Here is a 17,091-nt window from a genome sequence, read left to right on the forward strand (position 1 = left end):
GGCTCCTAACAAACAATAGTGCCCAGCGATAATTGTGGGCTATCCCCTTCGTTTAAAATACCCTAATAACTTTTTCACATAACTTTCATCTACACGGCTGCTAATAACACCCGCTCCACTTTTGGAGAACGTATTTTGGAAATAATCCACGCGATTTAAATAATACTTGGCGTATTGATTTCGAACACTTTTTGCTTTGGTATTCACCAACATAAGCTCACCAGTCTCAGCATCTTCCATTTGAACAAAACCAATATTAGGCATGCTCTCTTCTTTTTCATCGTAAATGCGAATTCCCGTAATATCGTGTTTGTTTGCCGCAATTTTAAGCGAATGTTCGTAGTTGTCGGCCATAAAATCAGAGAGCAAAAAGGCAATTACTCTTTTCTTGCTTACGCTCGACATAAACTTAAGCGCTCCTTGTATATCGGTGTTTTTACTTTCTGGTTTAAATTCCAACAGCTCACGAATAATCCTCAATACGTGAAATCTCCCTTTTTTAGGCGGAATGTAAAGTTCTATTTGGTCTGAAAACAGAATAAGTCCAATTTTATCGTTGTTCTGCATGGCAGAAAAAGCCAATGTAGCAGAAATTTCAGTGATAATATCTTTTTTAAACTGTTGGGTAGTACCGAAGAATTCAGAGCCTGAGACGTCTACCATTAACATCATGGTAAGTTCGCGTTCTTCTTCAAAAACCTTTACAAAAGGCTCGTTATAGCGGGCAGTTACGTTCCAATCTATATTTCTTACATCGTCCCCAAATTGGTAATTGCGCACCTCACTAAATGTCATTCCCCGACCCTTAAAGGTAGAATGATATTCCCCTCCGAAGATATGATCACTCAATCGGCGGGTTTTTATCTCAATTTTCCTTACTTTCTTTAGTAACTCTTTAGTATCCATAGTAAATTCAAAGTTTAGTTTAATGTTATGTGTTCAAGTAACTTTAAACTTTTGAACGTGAAACTTTAAACCGTTATGGCACTTCTATTTCGTTTACTATTTTGTTGATGATTTCTTCGGAAGTAATATTTTCCGCTTCTGCTTCGTAGGTAATACCAACCCTGTGGCGTAACACATCGTGTACTACAGCTCTTACATCCTCTGGAATTACGTAACCTCTCCTTTTGATGAAGGCGTAACATTTTGCTGCTGTTGCCAAATTAATACTTCCCCTTGGCGAAGCTCCAAAACTAATGAGAGGTTTAAGGTCTGATAAATTATATTTTTCAGGATAACGGGTAGCAAAAATGATGTCCAGAATGTACTTTTCTATTTTCTCGTCCATATACACTTCTCTAACCGAAGCTTGTGCCCTTAAAATTTGATCTATGGAAACTACTTGATTTACTTTATTGAATTCCCCTTTTAAGTTAGCACGAATAATAAGTTGTTCTTCGTTCAGCTTTGGATAATCAATTACGGTCTTCAGCATAAAACGGTCTACCTGTGCTTCCGGTAACGGGTAAGTACCCTCCTGTTCCACTGGGTTTTGAGTTGCCATTACCAAAAATGGCTTTTCAAGGATAAAAGTTTCATCACCAATGGTTACTTGCTTTTCCTGCATGGCTTCCAACAAAGCCGACTGAACTTTTGCAGGGGCTCGGTTGATCTCATCTGCCAACACGAAATTGGCAAAAATAGGTCCTTTTTTTATGGAGAAGTCGTTTACTTTCATGTTATAGATAAGCGTCCCCACCACATCTGCAGGTAGAAGGTCGGGGGTGAACTGGATCCGGCTGAAACTCCCGTGTACTGCTTTTGCAAGGGTGTTAATGGCTAAGGTTTTTGCCAAACCGGGTACACCTTCCAATAAAATATGTCCTTGCCCTAAGAGACCAATCAACAATCTTTCTACCATGTGCTTTTGCCCTACAATAACTTTATTCATCTCTAAAGTTAGTACATCGATAAAAGCACTTTCTTTTTCAATTTTTTCGTTAATAGCGTTAATATCCAACGTAGTATTTTGCTCCATTTATGTTAATTTTTTGAGGCATCAATATAACACCATCTATAATAGGACGCAAATTGAAAATTTATTTAGACTACCGCTGTTAACAATTGGTTAAAAAATAAAGAGTGCCCTGAACATTAGGGCACTCTTAATATATTTTATGTCTTTTTAACTATTCCAAGGTAATATCTCCCAACGCAGTTATCTCTCCTTCAACTACTTCCACATCAGCAACCTCCTTAATTCCAAATGCAGAACCTTCACCAGGAGTTAGGGTTAAAATATATGTGCCAGCCGGAATATTTTCCAATGTAAACATACCTTCTTCATTAATATCAGCCGAAACCATTTCTTCACCTACCATTATAGATGCAGTTACAACAACATCTGCATTTACTACAGTTCCTGTAATGTTTCCTCCAGAAATTGCCATTAGTTCTACGGTTCCGGCATCAGTAACAGCTCCATTTTCTACTACCACATCTGCTATAGTAGCGTTTGCCAATCCAGATGCTTCATCAGGGGTAAGCATAACATCGTATGTACCAGCAGGAACACCACTTAATACATATATACCTTCGTCGTTTGTATATGTAGTTATAGTGTCTTGATCTGCAACTACCCATGCCAATACTTGATAATCGTTTGGCGTTACAGCCCCTCTAATTTTTCCAGAGTTTACTTCCGTACTTGCATTTATAACTGGCTTTAGAATGTATTTCCCTGAATTCCCAGCATCTACAACAGATTTTTCAGCGTCAAAATCGAGCGTAATCTCATATGTAAAACCACCTTCCAATTCAACGTCATCAAATTTTATTTTTAAACCTGACTGCTGAGCACTTGGTGTGTCTAAAGGATACTCTTCCCCGTCGACAACCACGGAGTTTTCTTCTCCTAACACCAATCGAAGTTGCTCTATATCGCCTTCTAATATTTCATTTTCTACCAATACTACACTGGCACCGCCGGTTAGCTCCAACAAATCGTATACACCTGTATTTACTTCTCCAACACTCTCCCATCCACCTTCTTCATCATCAGAACGGTTAATTAATACATCTTGAATGTCTATATTCACTTTCTCATAGTCTCCTGGAGCATCCACAAGATTAATTTTTACTTTCGCCATGTCTTCAGAAGGCATATCAGTATTTGTATCGTCCTCACTACAACTAATAGTCAAGAATAAAGTAGCCAATGCTAGACATGTAATTTTTGATATTCTTTTCAGATTTTTCATAAATAGGTGTTTTTAATTTATTAGTATTTGTTTTAATCCCTCAAGCGTGAGGTACTATTAATAATTACGTGCCCATTTTAAAAACCAGATGTTAAGGAATGTTAATGTTTAAAAATCTCTTTATTGTGTTGAACAGTTACATTATTTTCATTTTGCAAATTTAACCTATCTAAATACAATGAATTTTTCAAAAATAATTGCCGGTACCATGACATGGGGAAGTTGGGGGAAATCACTCCAAAAAAATGAGATGAAAGATCTTATTCTTCATTGTTTTAAGGAAGGAATTTCTACGTTTGACCATGCTGATATTTATGGCGGATATACTACCGAGCAAGCTTTTGGAGCTGCCTTTAAGGATAGTGGCTTAAACCGGGAGGAAGTACAACTTATTACCAAATGCGGAATTCAATACGTTTGCGAGAATAGGGACAATAAGATAAAACATTACAATCTTTCCAAGGAATATATCATTTGGTCGGTAGATGAATCTTTAAAAAATTTACAAACTGATTATATTGATCTTTTATTGCTCCACAGACCTAGCCCGCTGATGCAACCCGATGAAATTGCAGAGGCCGTTGCAGCGCTTAAGAAACAAGGAAAAATAAACCATTTCGGACTTTCTAACTTTACACCCTCCCAAACAGCTCTAATTAAAGACAAAACGGAAGTCGCCGTTAACCAAATAGAGTTTTCGATAACTCATTTTGATGCCATGTTGAATGGCGATTTGGATTATATGATGCAGAACAACATTAAGCCAATGGCATGGAGTCCGCTCGGACTTATTTTTAAACAGTCTACAGACCAGACATTGCGAATAAAACACAAGCTTTTTGAGCTTATTGAAAAATACCATGCTACGGCAGACCAACTTTTATTGGATTGGATTTTAAAACATCCTTCCGGAATACACCCTGTTATTGGAACGACCAATAAAGAGCGTATTACAAATTCGGTAAAAGCGCTAGACATCGAACTCGACCGTGAAGATTGGTTTTCACTGCTAGTAGAAAGCCAAGGACATAAGGTTCCTTAGGGGTTTAGGTGTTGGATGTTGGGTTTTAGGTATTGGAAACCAGACGCTAGAGGTTAGTTAGAGTAGCCAGTGGTCAGTGGTCAGTGTTCAGTTGGCAGGGATATCAGGTCATTCAAGAAAATCGAGCAGCTATCAACTTTACGACTTATCAACTTAACGAATCAACAATAGAGGCTGGAGGCTAGAAGACGGGAGACAGAAGCTCGAAAAATTTAAATTAGTCGATTTAACAAATAAACACCCATCATCCAGCAACCACAACATTCATAACTACTAAATTTCAGTCTTAATGAATTAAACTTTATTTTTGCATTCTTAAAAGAAAACGATTTTGGGAATAATAAAAGTAACCAATATTCAAGTGTATGCATACCATGGATGTTTGGTAGAGGAAGGGAAAATAGGTAGCGATTACCGCGTTGATGTGGAGGTTAAAGCGAATTTACAACCATCTGCGGAAAGTGACCAATTAAAAGATACCGTAGATTATGTTCAAATAAACCGAATTGTAAAAGATGAAATGGCGGTTCGCTCAAAATTATTGGAACATGTAGCGAAACGGATTATCGATCGCATTTTGGCAGAAATTGCCATCGCCAACGAAGTGACTGTAGAAGTTTCCAAAATCAACCCACCCATCGGAGGGAATGTGGAACAGGTGACCATTCAAATGACACTTAGCAGATAATTTAAACATCCTTTTTGGATTAAGAACAATATTTTTATTACATTTGCGCTCCGCAAAAGGGCATCGTGGCCGAGTGGCTAGGCAGAGGTCTGCAAAACCTTGTACAGCGGTTCGAATCCGCTCGATGCCTCAACCAAAACCCCAAAGTTCTTAAAAACTTTGGGGTTTATTTTTTCACAACTTCCACTTTACAAAAATCCTTCAAAAGAATCTTTTCAAATACTTCTATTATTTTATCATTTTAACAAAAAACAAATGCGCTCTTTGTGTTTATTAATCACCTGTAAATATATTTGTTCGATCTAAAGCCAGTCCTTACACCAATCTCGTTTTAGTAATTTATTAGTGAAAATATGAAGAGAAGAAGCGTCCTTAAAAATTTAGGATTACTTACAGGCGGACTTATGCTGATGCCTTCTTGTAGTTTTTTGGAAAAACGCACCCCAATTGCCCTAAATAATTTACAGATAAAAATCGAAGAAGAGGAGTTAATGGAGCAACTGATAGCTGTTATCCTTCCGGAAGATAATTTAAAGGGCGGTGTATCTCTGGGCGTTCAAAACTTTGTTTGGGTAATGCTAGACGATTGCGCTGAGAAAAAGAAACAAGACACTTTTTTAAATGGGTTACGGCTTTTTAATACTACCGTGAAACAATCTTACGGAGATGATTTTGAAGGCCTTTCTTCCGAAGAAAAATATACCGCTTTAACCAACATGCTAAACAATGAAAGTCTGAATACAGATTTGATTGCTTTTTTACATACCACGAAGCATACCGCAATCTGGGGCTATAAAAATAGTGAATACTATCTAAGCGAAGTTATGCCTTACAACCTTATTCCCGGTGCTTTTTCTTATAAAACAAAAACGATTGACCCTAACGAAAAAATCAATATCAATGCCTAATTTTAACATAGACAGTACTAAAAAAAACAGTTTTGACGCCATTGTTATTGGTTCGGGCATGAGCGGCGGTTGGGCGGCAAAAGAATTTACAGAAAAAGGACTCAAGACTCTTGTGTTGGAGCGTGGCAGGGAAGTAAGTCATGTGGAAAACTACCCGACAACGAATTTGATGCCTTGGGAACTAAAACATGCCAATGTTGTTCCTGAAAAAATAAAGAAAGAAAATCCCATCGCGGCTCGTTGTTACAATTTTAAAGAGGATTCCCAACATTTCTTCACAAAAGATAAAGAACAGCCTTACATTCAGGAAAAGCGATTTGATTGGATTCGGGGCTACCAAACGGGAGGAAAATCTTTGTTATGGGCACGCCAAACACAACGTTTAAGTGATTTCGATTTTGAAGGCCCTGCAAGAGACGGGTTTGCAGTCGATTGGCCGATTCGGTATAAAGACCTTGCCCCATGGTACAGCTATGTTGAAAAATTTGTAGGTATTTCTGGTGAATATGATGGACTGGATGTACTCCCCGACGGAGAATTCTTAAAATCAATGGGGCTAAACGCCACAGAAGAATACTTTAAAAAAGTAATTGCTGAAAAATACAAGAATCAGCGACACGTAATTTATGGTCGTTGCGCCCATATTACAGAAACCAAAGATATTTTTATACAACAAGGACGTGGAATGTGTCAAACAAGGGATTTATGCCGACGTGGTTGTCCGTTTGGCGGCTATTTCAGCAGCAATTCCAGTACCCTTCCTTGGGCCGCTAAAACAGGCAACCTCACCATGAAACACGATGCCGTGGTACATTCTATTATTTATGATGACAAAAAAGAAAAAGCTACTGGAGTTCGTGTAATTGATGGCAATACAAAAGAAACCACAGAATATTTTGCACCCGTAATTTTTGTAAATGCGAGTGCCTTTAACACCAATATGATATTGCTGAATTCGAAATCCAATCGTTTCCCGAACGGATTAGGAAACGATAACGGACTTCTAGGAAAATACATCGCTTTTCATAATTACCGAATGAACATCAGCGCAGAATTTGATGGAAACTTAGACAAAACTACCGTTGGGAGAAGACCTACGAGCGGCTACATTCCAAGATTTAGAAATGTCTACAAGCAAGAAACCGATTTTCTAAGAGGATATGCTGCTGGATTTTATGCGAATAGAATTGTTGAGCAAGAGACAGATGCTATTGGTCCTGATTTAATGGAAAACCTGAACACCGCCGAATATGGAAATTGGCGTGTTGGTTCTCACATGATGGGAGAAACCATTCCGAAAGAAGAGAGCACGCTTAGCTTAGATACGGAGAAAGTGGATCAATATGGAATTCCGCAGCTACGCATTAATTTGGATTACGATGAAAATGATGAAAAAATGAATCTGGATTATGTTGAGCAGCTTACCGAAATGTTTGAAGTGGCCGGATTTAAAAATATTAAAGCCAATGATTCCAAAAAAGCACCTGGACTTGATATCCATGAAATGGGCGGCGTAAGAATGGGTCACGATCCGAAAACATCATTGCTAAACAAATGGAATCAATTGCACGCATGCAAGAATGTATATGTAACGGATGGGGCGTGTATGACTTCTACCGCTACCCAAAATCCGTCTTTAACGTATATGGCACTTACGGCTCGGGCTTGCGACCATGCGGTTAAGGAATCAAAGAAATAATATTCAGAGGCAATAACCGTTCTGTAAGATAATTTAATTACACTGAATGAATATTCCCCAAACATCACTTTTTAAATTACAGATTTTTACATTTGCAATTAACTTGATGAAATGAAATTGCAAATACATATAAAAACATTTTCTGAACTTGATACCAATGAACTCTACGCATTACTTCAATTGCGCAGTGAAGTTTTTGTGGTGGAACAGGACTGTGTTTATCAAGATATTGATTATAAAGACCAAAAAGCGCTGCACGTTTTGGGTTTTCACGAAGGAATTTTAGTGGCTTACACACGTGTTTTTAATGCTGGGGAATATTTTAACAATCCAAGTATTGGAAGAGTGGTGGTGAGAAAAAAGGAAAGAAAGTACGGCTTCGGACATGAAATTATGAAAGCCTCAATTGAAGCTATTTATAAAAGTTACGGAAAACAGCGCATAGAAATATCAGCCCAACGCTATCTTGATAAGTTTTATAGATCGCATGGCTTTCAGGAAATCGGTGAAGGTTACCTAGAGGATGGCATACCACATATAAAGATGATCAAGGATTGATCTTGATCATCTTTTTATCCATATTCAAATCGTCAAGCATGGTATTTGTAAACTTATAGTGCCCTTTAGTACTGATAATTTTAAATCGGTACGACTTCATCTTACTCAATACATCTAAAAACATCCACTTGGACTTTAAAAGATGTGGTTTTTCAGACTTTACACTAATTTCAAAAAAATGTTTAATCCCATTCTTGTCAGCAACAATATCGGGGGTAATAGTGACATCACTCCCCTTTTTTATAAAGGATTTTGGGGTTTCATAGCCTTCTAGGTCAGCTTTTATATTGTTAAACCCTCTGTTCTCTAAATAATTAACCGATCTGGTTAAAAAATCTGTATAATTCTCTTTATCAATGCTTATCATAATGTATTATACAAATTTTCACGTAAATATCCAATTATCAGATAGTTAAATAGTGTTAAGCCTGCAAACTAATTATTCCGACATTCTTTTGGTATTCCTCTTACCGCTCCACCAATCCGGCTTCATGTAAACTTTTACGAATGGTTTCCATAATAAATTGATATGCTTTGCGCTGATAAAACAAACGAAATCCAAGGGTTAAAATCGTGCTGCCCGAAATACTTCTCACTAATGTTCTAACCCGTTTCTTAAAAATCGATTTATAGGCTTTTTCAAAAAGCTCAAGATCTATTTTAGGATAGATTGGATAACTCAGTGCAGCATCTGTTCCGAAGTTTTCAAAATCAAAATCTTGAGAGAATGCTTTTTTGGTTTTCATGTCGGGTATAATAGGAAAAAAACGTGCTCCATTTGGATCTTTGGGCGGATTCGCATAAGAAAACCTATCCATTGCTTCCGAAGTTATTGTACTATCCAATCGCTTTTCGGCATTATCCATGACCACAGAAAAATGATAGCGCAAAAAATCTTGACAATTTTTTCTGCCGAGTTCAAAATCATGTTTCCTGAATTTTTTATCCATAAAACCTGCAAAACCACTTATGGGAGAAGATGCCAAATGATGCTGCTCCCTAATCGCCTCTCCATTAATCATGGTTTTTCTACTCGGCGCCACTAAAAATTTAGTACGATCGCTTAAAGATAGTGCATCAAAAATACCATCTTGGTTAAACATTACTTGGTTTCTCAATGCCTTGAACATGCCTTTGGCAACACTCCAAATATTTCTTTCAGGATTGAAAAGAGACGGGTTATTATCTTGATTGGGGAAAGGATCTACCATTACAACAGCATAGTTATCCTTTTCCTTAAGATTTTCATTTTTTTCATTCAGCACTTTAATTCCAATTCCATAAGGCTCATTGTTAATTAACCCTCCATCAATCGAGTTGAATTTATAACTATCTTCATTATCCAAAATCAATGGCTCTATTCCGCTTCTTCTTCCGAATAAATAATTAGGGTATCGTTCAATATACTTTTTTGAAATTTCAATTTCTCGGGATTTAAGACCGATAGGGAAAGCGGCCGTGCTCAAGGTAGCGTCCTTTAAATAGTTTATATCCTTTACTTCGTTAAGGTCCAAAACATAGTACAGGGCGCTATCATCCTCCGGAACACCTCTTTCCAACAATTCATTCTTTACCTTGTACCTAAAGAATCCACCGTGATTGGTAATTATATTCGCAGAATTCGTTTTACTGTCGCCACTAAAATCAACCTTAAAATTGAGTCCTCGTAAATTGGTGGTTGTTAAAATTAAATCGAGGTTTTTAGAAACATATGGCGGATAAGAAACATCGGTATTTATGGTAAGCGCTTCTTTCGCAATGACATCGATAGCTTTGCTATTTAAAAGAGATTCTGGTGTTTTATCTTTAGAAAGGTCACCAGTATCCAACAGCTTTTCAAGTGTTTTTTCCTTTTCATCGTCTGCCATATCCACCCAACACTTGTAAAATAAGTTATCCTCACCTTTTTGGTTAAAACGATTTACAGGTTTATGCTTACTATTCAACAAACTCATCAGCGTAAGTGTGCTGGTTATTCCCCCTGCCGAAGCTCCACTCAGCACATCTATTTCCACCTCATGCATGGGCACAGAGAAATCGTAATCAGGATGGGAAACTCCCAATTTTCTATTTTTTTCTTTGGCACTTTCCCACAAGGAGAGCGTTTCCATTAAATAGTCAAGCACGCCAGCCGTATAAGAACCTGCTGATACGGCTCCTGCCATGGTTAAACACAATTTAAATGATTTGGGCATGTTTATTGATTTAAATTTTGTTGAGATGAAAGATACAGAATTATTAAAAACTACTTATGCTATACTAAAGACTACAAAAACTATCCCAAATTGTCGTGAAACTTCTGTTAAACAACAATATACCTGTTTTCAAATAAAATATATTGCGCTAACTAACGCCTATTACATGTGAAAAAATTACTACACCGACTTCTTTTAATTTTTGCCTTTTGGATTGTTCCTTTTCTAATTCACTCTCAAATAGAAACCACAATAAATGTCTTTATCTATAAAGATGGCAAAGCGGTGGAAAATTTTGGCATTGCAAATTTAACTACCAAAGCAGAGGGTGAATTTAAAGATGGATACCACTCCATAACCGCTTCGGAAGGAGACGAACTCTTTTTTGCATCTTCAGATTTTAAAAACTTTTACAAATTGGTTACCACGGAACATATAATCACCAAAAAAATAGAAGTTTACACTAAAGAAGGCGTCATTGAGTTGGACGAAGTAATTTTAACTGATAAAAAACTTTCCTACGGAACTTTTACGGATTACATTCCTAAAACACATACGCCTGCTGAACGACGCTTAAATGCAGCTACTTCGGGGCTGTCTCTAGATCCCATCATCAATATGATTAGTGGTCGAACCAAAAAGCTGAAAAAATTGGTAAAAGCAGAAACTAAAAGCTTGATTGTAGAGTTTTTAGAGGACAATTACATAGATTACATAAGGAATGAACTGGAAGTTCCAGAGGAGCATATCGGACTATTTTGTTATTTTGTGTCTGATAGATACAAAGCTATTAACAAGGGTCTAGCAAGAAAACGGGTAGAGTACCTTCTTAGAAAAGCCTATTTTGATTTTGTAAAAGATCCCGCCGAACAATAAATACAGAATTGAAAAAATATCTTTTCATTATTTCAATTTTAAGCATGCTATTTAGCGTGAAGGCATTGCATGCACAACAAGAACGTCCACTAAAAATAATGATTTATCAAGGCGATGTCATTTTTAAGGGCTACACTGTGGTTAATTTTTCTAACAATAAAGAAGGGTGGAGAGAAGAAAATTACTACATAATAAATGTATTGATAGGGGACGAATTATACATATCTTCTAATGAATTTGATAATTTTTATCTCACCGTTACCCCAGAGGAACTTAAAAAAGAATTTTTGCAAATCAACATTGATAAAGAAGTTATTCCTTTGGAAGAAATTGTACTTACCGACCAAAAATTATCATACGGAACCTTCACCGATTACATTCCCAAAACACACACCCCTGCGGAAAGAAGACTTAAAACCGCTACGAAAATGTATTATCCTGGAGATGGCTTGTCTTTAAGTTTAGATCCTTTATTAAATGCTATAAGCGGAAGGACCAAGAAATTGAAAAATAGGCTCAAAGGCGAAACAGCCTCTTTTGATGTAATTTTCCTTGAAGGGAACTTTAAAGAATTTATTCTGAAACAACTGGAAGTTCCACATCAAGATTTTGGTTCTTTTACCTACTTTGTAGCAGACCATAATGAGGGTATTTATAAAGTTGAGGACCCAAAAAAAGTAGAACTAATCTTAAGGCAGAATTATTTACAATTTCTTTCGCAGAAAATAGAGACAGAATAAACTATCTGGTGAAACGCTTGCCATGAGGCAGAACATTAGGAAACCTATTTACCTGAGGTAATTCAGTAAGATTAAACTCTCAATGAGGGATTAAAATCCAATCGAGGCCTCAACCACTTCTTTCATATGTGCTGGCAACTCTTCTTCTTCCCACGGATGTTTTCCTCCAAAAACATGATCGGCATTGTCTATAACGACTAATTTGCTGTTTGGGTTCCATTTATATAACGCTTCTGCTTCCTGCAACGCCACCGTTGGGTCATCGGTACCATGAACTATGAGATGTGGAACAGAAATTTCCTGAACCGCTCTCTTCACTGTTAATCGCTCTTCGTTGGCCACAAAATCTTCGTAAAATTGATAATAATGAGGCATTTGCTGTTTGGTACGGCTGTTCTCCACATGAATAACACCTTGGGCTTTCCAAAATGCCCTTGCTTGTTCATCGGCGAAACGCGCTTTAAAATCGCACACACTCGCCCAAGTAATAAGTTTGGTGATTCTTTTATCTTCGGCAGTTTTAATTGCGGCAATTCCACCCCCTCGCGAATGTCCGATCAATGTTATTTTCTGAATATCCACACTTTCTGAAAAGTCAAATTCATCAGAGGAAACCCAATTGATAACCGTATCCAAGTCATCCAATTCAATGGTGAAATTATTAAGGGCAAAAGCTTCCAAATCTGGAAAATCGATAGGCTGTTCAACCGTTCCACCGTTATGGGAAAAATTAAATTTAACAAAACAGTAGCCGTTTTTTGCAAATTCTTTGGCTACCAAATCCCAAAACCCCCAATCTTTAAAACCTTTGTATCCATGTGCAAAAATGGCAACGGGAGCATTCTTTTTATCTTGATTCACATACACATCGGCTAAGATGGGCCGATTGTGTTTTCCTTCTAAAATTATATTTCTTTTAATATCCATTTTTTATAATTTCTTTTTCCTGAAACGGAATTTCAGTATTAAAAATTTCTAATAGTAGGCCTTTTAATCTTTCTTGAAACACTTTTAAAACTTCAGCATTAATAGCATTCGGATTATCCGATACAATTGCTCCTTCCTTTGTCGAGAACTTCAAAAGGCCTGATCCCATGTTTTTAAAAGACAAAATAGCTCCTTCAAAATTATTAAAGGGTGTGTTCTGGTTCATCATATAGGCGTAACACAAAATTTGAAACGCTTTACTGTATTTATAATCGTCCGTTAAGGTATCCCAATCACTTATAGTTACATCTTTCTTTTCTACTTTTCCCGTTTTGTAATCAACAATAATTACTTCTCCATTAACCTCTTCAACCCTGTCCACTTTCCCTTTTAAATAAATAGGAAAATTCAATTCAGGTATTTCAATAGGAACCTTTAGGTTATTTTCGATCTGTATGATTTTTATTTGATTTCCTTTTTGTAAACGGCGCTCTTCAAAACTCAAAAAATTTTGAATATATCTTTTCGCTACATGATAAGCAATTAAGTTTTTTCCACGCAACGTTTTCGTCTCCGTATATGTTTTAGAGAAATGAAGATTCACGGTACCATTTAAGGAATCTTTCATTTGTTTAATATGCTCTATAGTTAGGAACGTTCCTTCCAAAGGCTTATAAAAGGTTTCTAATGTATCGTGGACTATGGTTCCCAAAGTGTTAGCTGCTATGGTTTCCTCAACATCTTCCACCTCTTTGATTCCCAACACCGATTTTTGGTAGAAATCAATGGGATTTCGAATATAGTTACTTAGTGACGTTGGTGAGAAACCTCTGTTAGCGACTTCTTTTAATTTTTGTAAAATAGCCGTATTTTTCGGTATTTCAGCTAGATTTACAGGAGCATTTTTAATGGTCGGACTCGCAATATATTCGTGAATAGTATGCTTTTCCTCTTTCAACATAACGAGTTGTTGCAGCAAGCGGCTCTTTTCCCCGCCCTCTAAAACGTCTGCTTCTGTATTGTATAATAAATAAATGTTCTTTGCTTTTTGAAGCAACCTATAAAAGTGATAAGAATAAATGGCATCCTTCTCTTTATAGGTAGGCAAACCAAACGCTATCTTCAAATCGAACGGAATAAAAGAATTACTAGTTTTTCCTGCCGGAAGAATTCCTTCATTAACGGATGTTAAAATAACATTTTCAAAATCTAAATTTCTACTTTCCAACATTCCCATTATTTGCAAGCCTTGCAACGGTTCTCCTTTAAAATCAACCGTTTCCAACGACAGTAATTCAGCATACACCTTTTTTAAGGACTTTAAATCTGTAATAGTTCCGTAGGAAGCGTTAAATGTTTTTAGCTGATTAAAAACTTCGTAGAAGCGATATAGATACTCCAAAAAAAGTGAGTTTTTAACGGACTCCTCATTGTATGCTTTTTTGAGGCCCAGCGCAATATCGATGCAGTTCTGTATTACCGTATTTACATTTCTTTCCTTTTGGCTGAAAAACAAAGATGTCCCTTTAATTTGTATGGATTCCAAAAGCTCGTGTTCCACATAGATAAGGTTTTGCGAACGAACCTTTTGTAATAACTCAAGAACTTCTTCTGAATTATTTTTATACAAAGTATGCGCAATTGGGGAAGCCAGGACATTAATCACATCTTGATAATACCACTTTGTATCAGATGCTTTGCTCCAAACATCTAGTAACGTCTCGAAAAAAGAAGCAAACGGAGACAAATGCAAAGGAAACCCACTCGTAATATTTGCCGTTTGAATTTCAGGAGGAATACTGTTTAGCAATGCACCTAAAAGACTTTCATTTCCTAAGACCACCGCTGTATTAGAAACATATTTTTCATTTTCCTTTAGTATACTGCCAGCGTATTTTGCTTGCCCCACATTTTTGGGCACGCCGATAATATGAATGTTTTTCTCCTGAGAAAAATCATTGCTGATAATGTTAAACGGATTGCTCTTGAAATACGGCCATTCCTTTTGATATTTACGAAGGAAAAGTCCAGCATCATGCTCCTTTTCCGTCATAAATTTTTCGTCTATGTCCCAATAAATAGCAGTATTTGGCTGGCTTAAAAACTCCTGAAAAATATTCTTTTCCGCTTCGTTTAAAGCATTAAACCCGATAAAAATGTGTGTTCGATTATTATTCTGAACATAAAACTCAACATTTTCATTGGCTTCCCTATAAAGCATCCCTTGGTAGCCAATACCTTTTCTCACCAAATGCTCATTGAATTTTTCATAATAGTGATAGAGTCGTTTCCAAAACGAAAGGTAATTCTTTTGTAAATCAGTTTTATTTTCTGAATTTGTCCAATGAAACTGATCCAACTCCTTGATATGAAAGAGATGCGTAAAGAAACTCTTTGGGTCGATAAGGTAGCGGTCTATTTCATTGAAGTCCTGCAAGACCGTTTGAGACCATGTAGTAAAAGAATAGAAGTCTTCACGCTCCTCCTTTGGAGTAATCTCTTTGTATACCTCATAAAACTCAAAAGAAAGCTGTATGTTGGAAGCTAATTTTAAATTTGCCAAATCCTGAATAAACTCCTCAATACTTACAATCGCAGGAGAAATGGTTGTCATTTCAACCAGATTTTGAAGCTCATTTTTTAAAAAAGTAACTGCTCTTTTACTGGGTAAAACTAGCACAAGTTCCCCTAGACTTTTAGTATGTTTCGCATAAATTTCAGCTGCAACTTGTGCAAGGAATGATTTCATAAAAGTGTTTTCCTAAAATTCTAAATTAGCAAAATACAAGGTAGTATAAAATAAAAAACGCTCCGAAATTCGGAGCGTTTTCATTATATATGTTTGGAATTTACTTAGTCTTTCACCAAGTTAATTTCAACTCTTCTGTTTTGAGCTCTACCGTCTCTTGTAGCGTTAGAAGCGATTGGCTTAGTTTCACCGTAACCAGCAGAAGATAATCTGAATCCGTCAATTCCGTGAGATACTAAGTACTCTTTCACAGAAAGTGCTCTAGACTCAGAAAGTCTTTGGTTAAGTTTATCACTACCAGTGCTATCTGTGTGACCGTCTACAGTAAACTTAGCGTTAGGATATTCGTTAAGAATTCCGATGATGTCTTCTAATACTTTCTCAGACTGTGGCTTAATTGTAGCTTTACCAGTATCGAATAAGATAGTTTTAGCGTAATCGTTAAGCGCTTTTTGAACTGCTTGAGATAACTCAGGACATCCGTTGTTAGCTACAGTACCTGCAGTTTCAGGACACTCGTCATCTTTGTCAAGTACACCGTCTCCATCTTTATCAGGACAACCGTTAGTAGCAGCAGGACCAGCAACATCTGGACACTGATCATCTTTATCAGCTACACCGTCACCGTCAGAATCTGGACATCCAGCCAATTCTTTAAGACCTGGAGTTTCAGGACACTCATCTTGAGGATCTGCAACACCGTCTCCATCAGAATCAGGACAACCGTTCATTTCAGCAGTACCAGGCTCATTAGGACAAGCATCTTTAGAATCTTCGATACCATCACCGTCAGAATCAGGACAACCGTTGAAAGCTTTTAAACCAGGTACTTCTGGACAAGCATCATCTTTGTCGTAGATACCGTCACCGTCAGTGTCAGTTCCACCAAATTTGATAGCTAAACCAGCCATGTGCTGGAAGTGAGGAGTGTTGTAATCTTCGAAAACGTGCTTGTAAGCAGACTGTAAAGTAAGACCTAAGTTGTCTGTAAACCATACGTTGAAACCTACACCTCCGTTAAGAGTTCCAGCTCCAATCTCGTCTACCCAAGTGTAACCCCCACCAATCTCGATGAAAGGATCGAAAACACGACCTTGTACGAAATTGTACTTGATAGTACCATCAACACCGTAGTAAGACCAATCATCTACTTCAGTGTCTCCAAGCTTATCAATTTTGTTTAAAGATCCACGAACACCTAAAGATATTCCACTACCTACGTATTTAGAAACGCCAACGTAAGAGATAGAAGGAAGGATGTTCCAGTGGTCTGATGCATTAAAATACTCGTCGAACCATGCTTCTGAAGCGAAAGGTCTATCAGAGTTAGTAGGATATGCATCAACTGCATTCACACCAAAACTGATCTGCCATGGGTTGTTCTGGTCTTGAGCATTCATGTTGCTAATCCCTACAAATAGGAACGCAGCAACTAGTAATTTGCTAAGATGTTTCATGTTCAATTATTTAATTTTAAGTGTTAATTTAAAGACAAATGTAAGTTGT

The 17,091-nt window shown here is 37.0% G+C and carries 15 protein-coding genes and 1 tRNA gene; 8 read left to right on the forward strand and 8 right to left on the reverse strand.

The features are described from left to right. Positions 1-39: 39 nt before the first annotated feature. The 3 genes from NDQ75_RS03810 to NDQ75_RS03820 all read right to left on the reverse strand — a co-directional run bounded on the left by NDQ75_RS03810 (position 40) and on the right by NDQ75_RS03820 (position 3,203). The gene (locus NDQ75_RS03810) at positions 40-906 is read right to left on the reverse strand and encodes a DUF58 domain-containing protein (protein ID WP_202028047.1); all 867 of its coding nucleotides are present in this window, start codon (positions 904-906) and stop codon (positions 40-42) included. Positions 907-979: 73 nt separating this feature from the next. Continuing rightward, positions 980-1,981 (reverse strand): AAA family ATPase, encoded by a 1,002-nt coding sequence (locus tag NDQ75_RS03815; RefSeq protein ID WP_202028048.1) that lies wholly within the window; start codon positions 1,979-1,981, stop codon positions 980-982. A gap of 151 nt (positions 1,982-2,132) precedes the next feature. Next, positions 2,133-3,203 (reverse strand): DUF4382 domain-containing protein, encoded by a 1,071-nt coding sequence (locus tag NDQ75_RS03820; RefSeq protein WP_202028049.1) that lies wholly within the window; start codon positions 3,201-3,203, stop codon positions 2,133-2,135. A 178-nt stretch (positions 3,204-3,381) separates the two neighbouring features. Between NDQ75_RS03820 and NDQ75_RS03825 the strand changes: the two genes are divergently transcribed. The 6 genes from NDQ75_RS03825 (at position 3,382) to NDQ75_RS03850 (ending at position 8,098) form a co-directional block, all read left to right on the forward strand. After that, positions 3,382-4,245, forward strand: coding sequence for an aldo/keto reductase (locus tag NDQ75_RS03825; RefSeq protein WP_202028050.1), 864 nt, complete (start codon positions 3,382-3,384; stop codon positions 4,243-4,245). Positions 4,246-4,576: 331 nt separating this feature from the next. Further along, a complete protein-coding gene (folB, locus tag NDQ75_RS03830; protein WP_202028051.1) occupies positions 4,577-4,933 on the forward strand; it encodes a dihydroneopterin aldolase in 357 nt (118 codons plus the stop codon). Positions 4,934-4,992: 59 nt separating this feature from the next. Beyond that, positions 4,993-5,063: transfer RNA gene (locus tag NDQ75_RS03835), tRNA-Cys, on the forward strand. A 223-nt stretch (positions 5,064-5,286) separates the two neighbouring features. Continuing rightward, positions 5,287-5,841 carry a gluconate 2-dehydrogenase subunit 3 family protein gene (locus NDQ75_RS03840; RefSeq protein WP_202028052.1) on the forward strand — a complete coding sequence of 185 codons (555 nt, stop codon included), beginning with the start codon at positions 5,287-5,289 and terminating at the stop codon, positions 5,839-5,841. Continuing rightward, the gene (locus NDQ75_RS03845; protein ID WP_202028053.1) at positions 5,834-7,540 is read left to right on the forward strand and encodes a GMC oxidoreductase; all 1,707 of its coding nucleotides are present in this window, start codon (positions 5,834-5,836) and stop codon (positions 7,538-7,540) included. Before NDQ75_RS03840 ends, NDQ75_RS03845 begins: the two co-directional genes overlap by 8 nt. 111 nt (positions 7,541-7,651) lie before the next feature. Next, on the forward strand, positions 7,652-8,098 hold the full coding sequence (locus NDQ75_RS03850) for a GNAT family N-acetyltransferase (protein WP_202028054.1): 447 nt from the start codon (positions 7,652-7,654) through the stop codon (positions 8,096-8,098). On the opposite strand, the gene NDQ75_RS03855 is transcribed toward NDQ75_RS03850, so the two are convergent. After that, positions 8,088-8,465, reverse strand: coding sequence for a hypothetical protein (locus tag NDQ75_RS03855; RefSeq protein ID WP_202028055.1), 378 nt, complete (start codon positions 8,463-8,465; stop codon positions 8,088-8,090). The genes NDQ75_RS03850 and NDQ75_RS03855 overlap by 11 nt on opposite strands. A 100-nt stretch (positions 8,466-8,565) precedes the next feature. Continuing rightward, positions 8,566-10,293, reverse strand: a complete 1,728-nt coding sequence (locus NDQ75_RS03860) for a hypothetical protein (RefSeq protein ID WP_202028056.1) — start codon at positions 10,291-10,293, stop codon at positions 8,566-8,568. A gap of 168 nt (positions 10,294-10,461) precedes the next feature. Between NDQ75_RS03860 and NDQ75_RS03865 the strand changes: the two genes are divergently transcribed. Together NDQ75_RS03865 and NDQ75_RS03870 are read left to right on the forward strand one after the other, a co-directional pair. Then, complete coding sequence (locus NDQ75_RS03865; RefSeq protein WP_207190432.1) at positions 10,462-11,169, forward strand: hypothetical protein; 708 nt, start codon at positions 10,462-10,464, stop codon at positions 11,167-11,169. A gap of 44 nt (positions 11,170-11,213) precedes the next feature. Then, positions 11,214-11,909 (forward strand): hypothetical protein, encoded by a 696-nt coding sequence (locus NDQ75_RS03870; RefSeq protein WP_202028057.1) that lies wholly within the window; start codon positions 11,214-11,216, stop codon positions 11,907-11,909. 90 nt (positions 11,910-11,999) lie between these two features. On the opposite strand, the gene NDQ75_RS03875 is transcribed toward NDQ75_RS03870, so the two are convergent. The 3 genes from NDQ75_RS03875 to NDQ75_RS03885 form a co-directional block, all read right to left on the reverse strand. After that, complete coding sequence (locus NDQ75_RS03875) at positions 12,000-12,836, reverse strand: alpha/beta hydrolase family protein (RefSeq protein ID WP_202028058.1); 837 nt, start codon at positions 12,834-12,836, stop codon at positions 12,000-12,002. Then, positions 12,826-15,585, reverse strand: a complete 2,760-nt coding sequence (locus NDQ75_RS03880; RefSeq protein ID WP_202028059.1) for a PD-(D/E)XK nuclease family protein — start codon at positions 15,583-15,585, stop codon at positions 12,826-12,828. The genes NDQ75_RS03875 and NDQ75_RS03880 overlap by 11 nt, the downstream gene beginning before the upstream one ends. A 104-nt stretch (positions 15,586-15,689) precedes the next feature. Beyond that, positions 15,690-17,042, reverse strand: coding sequence for an OmpA family protein (locus NDQ75_RS03885; protein ID WP_202028060.1), 1,353 nt, complete (start codon positions 17,040-17,042; stop codon positions 15,690-15,692). Between the last annotated feature and the right edge of the window lie 49 nt (positions 17,043-17,091).

The organism is Galbibacter mesophilus (assembly GCF_023721415.1).
In the GTDB taxonomy this organism is placed as follows: Bacteria; Bacteroidota; Bacteroidia; order Flavobacteriales; family Flavobacteriaceae; genus Galbibacter; species Galbibacter mesophilus.

What these genes read in the sequence shown, in the direction of transcription:
- NDQ75_RS03815 (WP_202028048.1), bottom strand. Translation starts at nt 1,981, where the DNA reads ATGGAGCAAAATACTACGTTGGATATTAACGCTATTAACGAAAAAATT.
- NDQ75_RS03820 (WP_202028049.1), bottom strand. Translation starts at nt 3,203, where the DNA reads ATGAAAAATCTGAAAAGAATATCAAAAATTACATGTCTAGCATTGGCT.
- NDQ75_RS03810 (WP_202028047.1), bottom strand. Translation starts at nt 906, where the DNA reads ATGGATACTAAAGAGTTACTAAAGAAAGTAAGGAAAATTGAGATAAAA.
- NDQ75_RS03855 (WP_202028055.1), bottom strand. Translation starts at nt 8,465, where the DNA reads ATGATAAGCATTGATAAAGAGAATTATACAGATTTTTTAACCAGATCG.
- NDQ75_RS03885 (WP_202028060.1), bottom strand. Translation starts at nt 17,042, where the DNA reads ATGAAACATCTTAGCAAATTACTAGTTGCTGCGTTCCTATTTGTAGGG.
- NDQ75_RS03845 (WP_202028053.1), top strand. Translation starts at nt 5,834, where the DNA reads ATGCCTAATTTTAACATAGACAGTACTAAAAAAAACAGTTTTGACGCC.
- NDQ75_RS03825 (WP_202028050.1), top strand. Translation starts at nt 3,382, where the DNA reads ATGAATTTTTCAAAAATAATTGCCGGTACCATGACATGGGGAAGTTGG.
- NDQ75_RS03880 (WP_202028059.1), bottom strand. Translation starts at nt 15,585, where the DNA reads ATGAAATCATTCCTTGCACAAGTTGCAGCTGAAATTTATGCGAAACAT.
- NDQ75_RS03840 (WP_202028052.1), top strand. Translation starts at nt 5,287, where the DNA reads ATGAAGAGAAGAAGCGTCCTTAAAAATTTAGGATTACTTACAGGCGGA.
- NDQ75_RS03850 (WP_202028054.1), top strand. Translation starts at nt 7,652, where the DNA reads ATGAAATTGCAAATACATATAAAAACATTTTCTGAACTTGATACCAAT.
- NDQ75_RS03870 (WP_202028057.1), top strand. Translation starts at nt 11,214, where the DNA reads ATGCTATTTAGCGTGAAGGCATTGCATGCACAACAAGAACGTCCACTA.
- NDQ75_RS03860 (WP_202028056.1), bottom strand. Translation starts at nt 10,293, where the DNA reads ATGCCCAAATCATTTAAATTGTGTTTAACCATGGCAGGAGCCGTATCA.
- NDQ75_RS03875 (WP_202028058.1), bottom strand. Translation starts at nt 12,836, where the DNA reads ATGGATATTAAAAGAAATATAATTTTAGAAGGAAAACACAATCGGCCC.